General features: G+C 73.6%; 6 protein-coding genes. 4 read left to right on the plus strand and 2 right to left on the minus strand.

Features of this window, described 5'->3' with window-relative positions; genetic code table 11:
* Positions 1 to 70: 70 nt before the first annotated feature.
* The gene (locus ESG85_RS32425; protein WP_128984751.1) at positions 71 to 1,309 is read left to right on the plus strand and encodes an MFS transporter; all 1,239 of its coding nucleotides are present in this window, start codon (positions 71 to 73) and stop codon (positions 1,307 to 1,309) included.
* Here the strand turns inward: ESG85_RS32425 and ESG85_RS32430 are convergent.
* Complete coding sequence (locus ESG85_RS32430; RefSeq protein ID WP_128984752.1) at positions 1,254 to 2,621, minus strand: NAD(P)/FAD-dependent oxidoreductase; 1,368 nt, start codon at positions 2,619 to 2,621, stop codon at positions 1,254 to 1,256. The two genes, ESG85_RS32425 and ESG85_RS32430, sit on opposite strands and share 56 nt — an antisense overlap.
* Positions 2,622 to 2,866: 245 nt before the next feature.
* Here ESG85_RS32430 and ESG85_RS32435 point away from each other — a divergent pair, with 245 nt between their 5' ends.
* Positions 2,867 to 3,463 carry a hypothetical protein gene (locus ESG85_RS32435; RefSeq protein WP_128984753.1) on the plus strand — a complete coding sequence of 199 codons (597 nt, stop codon included), beginning with the start codon at positions 2,867 to 2,869 and terminating at the stop codon, positions 3,461 to 3,463.
* A 122-nt stretch (positions 3,464 to 3,585) separates the two neighbouring features.
* Here ESG85_RS32435 and ESG85_RS32440 read toward each other — a convergent pair whose 3' ends face one another.
* Positions 3,586 to 5,622, minus strand: a complete 2,037-nt coding sequence (locus tag ESG85_RS32440; RefSeq protein ID WP_128984754.1) for a phosphocholine-specific phospholipase C — start codon at positions 5,620 to 5,622, stop codon at positions 3,586 to 3,588.
* A gap of 297 nt (positions 5,623 to 5,919) precedes the next feature.
* Here ESG85_RS32440 and ESG85_RS32445 point away from each other — a divergent pair, with 297 nt between their 5' ends.
* Positions 5,920 to 6,345, plus strand: coding sequence for an ester cyclase (locus ESG85_RS32445; protein ID WP_128984755.1), 426 nt, complete (start codon positions 5,920 to 5,922; stop codon positions 6,343 to 6,345).
* Positions 6,346 to 6,395: 50 nt separating this feature from the next.
* A partial coding sequence (locus ESG85_RS32450) for a prolyl oligopeptidase family serine peptidase (RefSeq protein WP_164986369.1) occupies positions 6,396 to 8,436 on the plus strand: 2,041 nt, incomplete at its 3' end.

The raw sequence follows: 8,436 nt of genomic DNA on the forward strand, positions 1-8,436 counted from the left end.
GGGCCATGATCCGCGACGGAGCGTGCTACCAAGCCACACCACCAGTCACAGCAGTGGCTTGACAACGTCATTGGGAAGTCTCCTCGCGGGCGCCACGGCGGCGCGCACCGGCGACGAGATGTCCGGACCCGCGCTCCTGCTGCTCGGCTACGCCCAGACCGGCTCGGCGGCGACCGCCGCCGCGCTGCTCGCAGGCATCACCGCGTCCGCCGCGCTCGGCGGGCCCGTACTCGGCGCGCTCCTCGACCGGGCGGCCCGCCCCGGACGCCTGCTCGCCACCTCGCTGGTCCTCCACGCGGCCGGACTGACGGCCGTCCTGCTGAGCCTCGGCCGCGTCCCGTTCCCTCTCACCCTCCTGACCGCGCTCGCCGCCGGCGCGCTCGCGCCCGCCCTCGCCGGCGGCTGGACCTCCCGGCTCTCCACCGTCGTGCCCGCGCACCGGCTGCACCGGGCCCACGCGCTCGACGCGATGACGTACAGCGCCGCGAGCCTGCTCGGCCCCGCACTCGCCGGTCTGGCCGGCGGTCTCCTCGGCGCGCCGGCGGCCGTGGTGGCCGCCGTCGTGCTGATCCTGCTGGCCGTGCCCGCCACCCGGGTCCTGCCGTGCGGCACGGACCCGGCCGGGCCCGTGACCCTACGCGCCGTGGCCCGGGACCTGCGGCGGGGCTTCGCGTGCCTGGTCCGGTCCGTGCCGCTGGCCAGGGCGACCGTCACCTCGACCCTGTCCTGCCTGGGCCAGGGCGCGTTCGTCGCGTGCGTGCCGCTGCTGGGCGTGCGCGTCCTGGGCGGGCCGGGCGGCGGGGCGCTGCTGCTCTCCTGCGCGGCGGTCGCCGCCCTGGGCGCGGGCGCGGTGCTCGCCCGGTGCCGACGGCCGCCCGTCCCCGACACCGTGCTGTGGGCCGCACCGCTGGTTCTCGCGCTCGCCCTCGCCGTGGCCTTCGCCGCGACGGCGGCCGGCCGGCGCCCGGCACCGGCGGCAGCGGCCGCGCTGCTGGTCACGGCGGCGCTGCTGACCGGGGCCGCCGAAGGCCCGCAGCTCACCGCGCTGTTCGCGGTGCGGCACCGGGAGGCCCCGGAGCGGCTGCGCGCCCAGGTCTTCACGACCGGAGCGAGCGTCAAGATCACCGCCTTCGCCCTCGGTGCGGCGACGGCCGGGCCGGTCGCGGCCCGGTCCCTCACGGCCGCGCTGGCCCTGGCCGCGGCGGTGCAGCTGCTCGCCGCCGCGGCCCACGCGGCCGTGGGCCGCGTTCTCGTCAGGAGGTTCCGGCGCGGAGCGAGGCGGTGTGGGCGCGGACCTGATCGGGGGTGAGGTAGGCGTCCGTGTACTCGAAGTCCCGCAGCGTGCCGGACTTCGAGGCCAGGAAGCCGGTGCGGACGAAGTCGTCGCCGGCCACCGCGTTCAGCAGCCAGTTGGTCATCACCCGGGTCTTCGCCACGTTCGTCCGCAGCGCCGCCCAGTGGTACGCGCGGGCGACCGCCTGGGCGGGCATGCCGTGCAGTTCGACGCCCAGGGGCTTGGACACGGCGTCGAGCCCGCCGAGGTCGACCACCAGACCCAGGTCCTTGTGGGAGTACGGGCGGGTCCGCTCGCCGCGCAGCGTCGCGACCAGGTTGTCGGCGATCACCTTGCCCTGGCGCATGGCGTGCTGGGCGGTCGGCGGGCAGATCGCGCCCTCCTCGCCCTTGGCCAGGTCCGGCACCGCCGCCGCGTCGCCGAGCGCGTACACGCCGGGCAGGCCCGGCACCGTCATGTCCGGCTCGACCAGCAGCCGGCCGCGCAGGGTCTCGGCGCCCAGCGTCCCGATGAGCGGGCTGGCCGCGACCCCGGCGGTCCAGATGAGCGTGCGGCAGGGCAGGACGCGGCCGTCGGTGAGCGTCACGTTCTCGTCGTCCACCGAGGCCACCGAGACGCCGAGCGAGACCTCGATGCCGCGCCTGCGCAGGATCGCCAGGGCCGCCGCGCCGAGCTTGGGCCCGAGCTCGGGCATCAGGGCGGGCGCGATGTCGACCAGGTGCCATTTGATGAGGTTCGGGTCGAGCCGGGGGTAACGGCGGACCGCGTTGTGGGTGAGCAGCTGGAGGCAGGCGGCCGTCTCGGTGCCCGCGTATCCGCCGCCCACCACCACGAACTGCAGTCGCGCGGCCCGCTCGGCCTCGTCCTGGCTCGCGTCGGCCAGGTCCAGCTGCGCGATCACGTGGTCGCGGAGGTACGCCGCCTCGGCGAGGGTCTTCATGCCCCGGGCGTGCTCGGCCAGCCCGGGGATGTCGAAGGTCCGGGTCACGCTGCCGGGCGCAAGCACCAGGTGGTCGTACGGTTCCGTCTCCGTCTCGCCCGTGATGGCGCGCACCACGCAGACCTTGGCGTCGGTGTCGATGCCGATCGCGCCGCCGGGGATGATCCGGGTCCGGTGCTTCTCGCTGCGGCGCAGCGACAGGGCCACCGACTGCGGGGTGAGCACGCCGGAGGCCACCTGGGGCAGCAGCGGCAGGTAGAGCTGGTACGCGAAGGGCGACAGCAGCGAGATCGCGGCCTCCCGCCCGGTCAGCCGCCGTTCGAGGCGCCGTACGCACGCGACCCCGGCGAAACCGGCGCCCACCACGAGGATTCTCGGTCGAGACACGGTGAAGGACCGCCTTTCCACGCCTTGTCCTGCATGCGGGCCGTCGGCGGCCCTCCCAGCCTCACTCACCGAACCCATCATCCGGAAACCATTCATATCCGGCAAAAGGACGAGACGGGAGAAGAGCTCCGGCCTCTATGCTGAGACAGCCGCGAAGTCGCCCTCCCTGTGGACGGTCGACCCGTCGCCCGGCGCACCGCCCGGCGCACCGCCCGAGCCGTCGCGGCCCGACAAGGAAGGACCCGTTGACTCCGTACTCCCTCGCCTTCTACGTGGACGTCATCGCCTCGGGAACCGTGCTGGGCGCCGGGCCGGCGGACGACCCCGACCGGGTCACCGCGATCCTCGGTCCTGACTACGCCGAGAACTCCTTCGACGACCACGGCATGTGGCGCGACTACGGCATGGCCGAGTTCTTCTGGTCCCGGGAGTCACCCGACCACCCGTGGCAGGGCCACCACTTCACCCTGCAGGTGCACCGGCTCCCGTACGGCGACGGAGTGGTCAACCCCGTGCTCCGCGAGCGGTACGGCCGCTTCGGCCGCCGCCTCCGGTTCGACCGGCTGGAGCGGCTGCTGGTGCGGCGCGGCATCACTCTGGAGGAGGTCCCGGGCGCCGACGCGCCGGTCTGTTCGCTGCACTGGCAGCCCGCGTCCCAGGTGTCCGTCACGGTGCGCCGCGCCCGCGAGGGCGGCTACGGCGGGGCCGGCAGCAAGAGGGCGCGGCGGCGCGGGGACCTGCGGGTCGGTGACGTGCACGCCGTCACCTCGTCGATGACCGCCGAGCAGGTGGCCTGGTACCGGGAGCACTACGGCGGCCGGAAGGCCGCGGCGGGGTCGTAGCCGCAGGGCCGTGGCCACAGGACGGGAGCAGTAGGCCGTCCGGGGGAGCGGGAGGGGTCGTCAGACCCCCCGCGGCCCGGCGCGGACCATCGTGCCGCGCGCCGGGCCGGGGTGCGGCCGGTTCAGCCCGAGACGCTGGGTGCGCCCGTCTCGATGTGGCCGGTGTAGCGGCGCGACCAGGTGCCGTCGATGTCCGCGAGGATCGTGAAGTCGTACCAGCCGTCGTGGTACGCGACAGCGTTGAAGTAGTCCTCGCGGGTGGACTTCGCCGGGACCGTGTACGTCCACGGGCCGTCGGCGCGGTAGCCGTCCGAGCGGATGGTGAAGGTGACCGCCTTGGCGGAGTCGTTGGTCATGGTGAAGTAGAGGGCGGTCCTGCCGGTGCCCGGCTCGGTCGCGTAGCGCGCCGCGACCTCGATGTCCTTGCCCGCCTTCGAGGCGTCGCCGATGAAGCGGCGCAGGAAGCGGTTGGGGCCCATCATCGAGATGTCGTACTTGCCGGAGCCCCAGCCGAGCCCGATGTTGAAGTAGTCGGTGGCGGTGGTGCCGGGGTCGACCGTGTACTGCCAGGCGGCGGTGTCCCGGTGCTGGTGCGGATGGATCGAGAAGTGCGCGGCGCGGCGGGCCTGGGCACCCTCGTTGGTCATCGAGAACCAGGCGAGGATCTTGCCCGCCGCGCCGAACTCGAAGCGGTCGAGGTTGCCGTTCACCTGGTACGGCAGGGCCCGGGCCGGCCGGGTACCGCTCTCCTGCGGCGGCAGCGCGTTGTCCTGCGGGACCGGGTTGGGCAGGGGTGCGCAGGTCGACTGGCCGATGACCTCGGCCGTGGACGGCAGGTTCGCCGGCACTCCGTACACCGGGTCGGCGAAGTCGAAGACCCCGGTGAGGTCCCCGGACACCTTGCGGCGCCAGGCGCTGATGTTCGGGCAGGTCGCCGGAGTGCCGAGGGCGGCCGTCCACACCTCCATGAAGCGCAGCACCGACGTGTGGTCGAAGACCTCGGAGCTGACCCAACCGCCCCGCGTCCACGGGGACATGACGACCATCGGGACCCGGAAGCCGAGCCCGATCGGCGCCCCGTCGAGGTACTCGCCCGGCGTCCCGGGCGGCGCGACCGGCGGCGGCACGTGGTCGAAGAAGCCGTCGTTCTCGTCGTAGTTGAGGAACAGCACGGTCGAGTCGAAGACCTCGGGGTTGGCCGCGAGCGCCCGGTAGACCAGGTCGACGAAGTGCGCGCCGTCGCCCGGCGGGGCGTAGGGGTGCTCGGAGAAGGCCTCGCTCGCCACCACCCACGACACCTGCGGCAGCGTGCCCGCCAGCGCGTCGGCGCGGATCGCGGCGGCGATGTCGTCCGGCGTCGAGCCGGTCACCTTCGGCACCGAGCCCATGCCGCGGTCGTACAGCGGGTCGCCGGGCCTGGCGTCGGTGAACCGCTTGAAGTACGCGAGGCCGTTGTCGCCGTAGTTGTCCTGCGCGTTCTGGTAGACCTTCCAGCTCACCCCCGCCCGCTGGAGGGCCTCCGCGTACGTCTCCCAGGTCAGCCCGGACTCGTCGCCGCCGTCCTTGCTGGAGGCGTCGATCTTCCCGCTCCACAGGAAGGTGCGGTTGGGGCCGGTGGCGCTGAGCGCCGAGCAGAAGTACGCGTCGCAGACGGTGTAGTGGTCCGCCAGCGCGTAGTGGAAGGGGATGTCGCCGCGGTCCAGATGGCCCAGGGTGCGGGTGTTGCCGACGCCCATGACCCAGTTGTCGAGCCGGCCCTTGTTCCAGGCCGCGTGCTGGGAGGTCCAGCTGTGGGGCAGGTCGCCGTTGCACTGCGCCAGCGTCTCGCCGTCCACGCCGCCGGCCGGGGGAGTGGAGCTCAGCTTCCACGGGTACTGCCGGCCGCCCCAGTCGGGCTGGTTGAACATGCCCCAGCCGCCCGGGATGTTGCCCGCGGCCCGGTCGCGGAAGCCCCGGACGCCCCTGAGCCGGCCGAAGTAGTGGTCGAAGCTGCGGTTCTCCTGCATCAGGATCACGACGTGCTTCACGTCGGTGATGGTGCCGGTGGCCGCCCGCGCGGCCGCCGACGCCGTACCGGTCGGCAGCGCCGCCCCGGCGACGAGCCCGGCCCCGAGCCCCGCCCCGATGCCTACGAACCCTCTGCGGCTGATGGGAGTCATGCCCCGCCTCTCCTGTCCCGCTGTGCCCCGGTGGCACGTCGAGGACAGGATGGGGGAACGGAGCCCAAAGGTATACGGTCGTGCGGTAATCGATTGGTCAACTTGCCCAAGACGTTGGGGTGATGGGGTGGGATGGGCGCTGAATTGGTCCGACGGAGAACCAATACGTGAGTGGTGTGCCGAGGGGAACACGCCGCCCGGACCGCACGGCGCCCGCGCCCGACACTCCGGAAACCGTCACCGGTGGGAAAATGAGAGCACCGGCCACCACCCTGACACCGACCCCGGAGGTGGATCATGGGCGAGGCACGCGACGTCATGGACCGGCTCACCGAAGCGGTGACCCACGGCGACCTCACCACGGTCACCGAGCTCTACGCGGAGGACGCCGTCGCCTTCACACCCGACGAGGGCGAGCTCCACGGACGGGACGCGATCGTCGAGTACTGGCGCACGATGACCGAGGCGATCCCGGACGCGACCTTCACACCCCTCCAGCAGTACGAGGCCGACGACACCGCGATCGACGAGGGCGTCTTCAGCGGCGTCAACACGGGCCCGATCCCGCTGCCCGACGGCGAGACGCTGCCCGCCACCGGCAGGAAGATCAGCATCCGCGGGACCGACCTCGCGACCGTGAAGGACGGCAGGATCACGAGCTACCGGCTCTACTTCGACCAGATGCTCTTCCTCGACCAGCTCGGCCTGCTGCCCCAGGACTGAGACGGTCCCGCCGCTCCCCGCCGTCGGCGGCGTGGTCCACAATCGTCCCCATGACCGAGACGAGCGCGGACCCCGGCACCGACACCCCCGAGGACGACCCCTACCTGTGGCTGGAGGACGTCGACGGTGATCGGGCGCTGGCCTGGGTGCGGGAGCGGAACGCCGAGACCGCCGCCGAACTCGCCGGCGACGAGGCCTTCGGCGCGCTCGTCGCCGAGCTGCGCGAGGTCCTCGACGCACCCGACCGCATCCCGTACACCCGCCGCCGGGGCCCGTACCTCTACAACTTCTGGCAGGGCGCCGGGCACACCCGCGGCATCTGGCGGCGCACCACGCTCGAGGAGTACCGCACCGACGAACCCGCCTGGGACGTGCTCCTCGACCTCGACGCGCTCGCCGCCGCCGAGGACGAGGACTGGACCTGGGCCGGTGCCCAGGTGCTGCGGCCCGCGTTCCGGCGCGCCCTGATCAGCCTCGCGCGCGGCGGCGGCGACGCCGTGGTGGTGCGCGAGTACGACCTGGAGGAGCGGGCCTTCGTCACCGACGGCTTCACCCTGCCCGAGGCCAAGACCGACATCGCCTGGATCGACCACGACCACGTCTTCGTCGGCACCGACGAGGGCCCCGGCTCCCTGACCGCCTCCGGCTACCCGCGCACCGTGCGCCGCTGGCGCCGCGGCACCCCGCTCGACCAGGCTCCGCTCGTCCACGAGGGCACCCCGTCCGACCTCGCCGTCTCCGCCTGGCACGACCCCACCGAGGGCTTCGAGCGCTCCTTCGTCGTCCGCTACCGCGACTTCTGGCACCACGAGACCCATCTGCTCACCGACGGCGGCGGACCGGTTCGCGTCGACGTCCCCGACGACGCCGACAGCTCCGTGCACCGCGAGTGGCTCCTCGTCACACCCAAGGCCCCGTGGCTCGGCCGGCCCGCCGGCTCCCTCCTCGCCTTCCGGTTCGACGACTTCCTCGCCGGGCACCGCGAACCCGAGGTGCTCTTCACCCCCGACGAGCGGACCGCCCTCGCCGGCCACGCCTGGACCCGCAACCACCTCGTCCTGGAGACCCTCCAGGACGTCGCCGGCCGGATGCACGTCCTCACCCCGCCCGCCGGACCCGGCGGCTGGCGCCGCAGGGAGCTCGCCGACATCCCGCCGCTCGCCTCCGTCGCGCTCACCGACACCGACCCGGACGGCGGCGACGAGTACTTCCTCTCCGTCACCGGACACCTCGTCCCGCCCACCCTCCACTGCGGCGAGATCGACGGCCCCGGCGAGCGGATCAAACAGGCCCCCGAGCGCTTCGACGCCACCGGCCTCGACGCCCGCCAGTACTTCGCCCTCTCCGCCGACGGCACCCGCGTCCCCTACACCGTCGTCGGCCCCCGCGACCACACACCGGGCCCCACCCTCCTCACCGGCTACGGCGGCTTCGAGGTCTCCCTCACCCCGTCCTACGACTCCGTCCGCGGCCGCGCCTGGCTCGCCCGCGGCGGTACGTACGTGGTGGCCGGCATCCGCGGCGGCGGCGAGTACGGACCCCGCTGGCACCGGGCGGCGCTCAAGGCCGACCGGCACCGGGCCTACGAGGACTTCGAGGCCGTCGCCCGCGACCTGGTTGCCCGGGGCATCAGCACGCCCGGCCGGCTCGGCATCACCGGCGCCAGCAACGGCGGCCTGCTCATGGGCGCCATGCTGGTCCGCAGCCCCGAGCTGTTCGGCGCGATCGTCGCCCACGTGCCGCTGCTCGACATGCTGCGCTTCCACACCCTGCTCGCCGGCGCCAGCTGGACCGCCGAGTACGGCGACCCCGACGACCCGGCCGACCGGCCGCACCTCGCCGCGCTCTCGCCGTACCACCACCTCGCCGCCGGCCGGCCCTACCCGCCCGTCCTGCTCACCACCTCGACCCGCGACGACCGGGTCCACCCCGGCCACGCCCGCAAGGCCGCCGCACGGCTGCGCGAGCTCGGCCACCGGGTGCTCCTCCACGAGACCCTGGCCGGTGGCCACGCCGGGGCCACCGACCACGAACAGACCGCCCACAACAGCGCCCTGGAACACACCTTCCTGTGGCGCACCCTCGGAGGCC

Source organism: Streptomyces roseicoloratus (assembly GCF_004117935.1).
GTDB classification, from domain to species: Bacteria; Actinomycetota; Actinomycetes; order Streptomycetales; family Streptomycetaceae; genus Streptomyces; species Streptomyces roseicoloratus.

What these genes read in the sequence shown, in the direction of transcription:
- ESG85_RS32445 (WP_128984755.1), top strand. Translation starts at nt 5,920, where the DNA reads ATGGGCGAGGCACGCGACGTCATGGACCGGCTCACCGAAGCGGTGACC.
- ESG85_RS32440 (WP_128984754.1), bottom strand. Translation starts at nt 5,622, where the DNA reads ATGACTCCCATCAGCCGCAGAGGGTTCGTAGGCATCGGGGCGGGGCTC.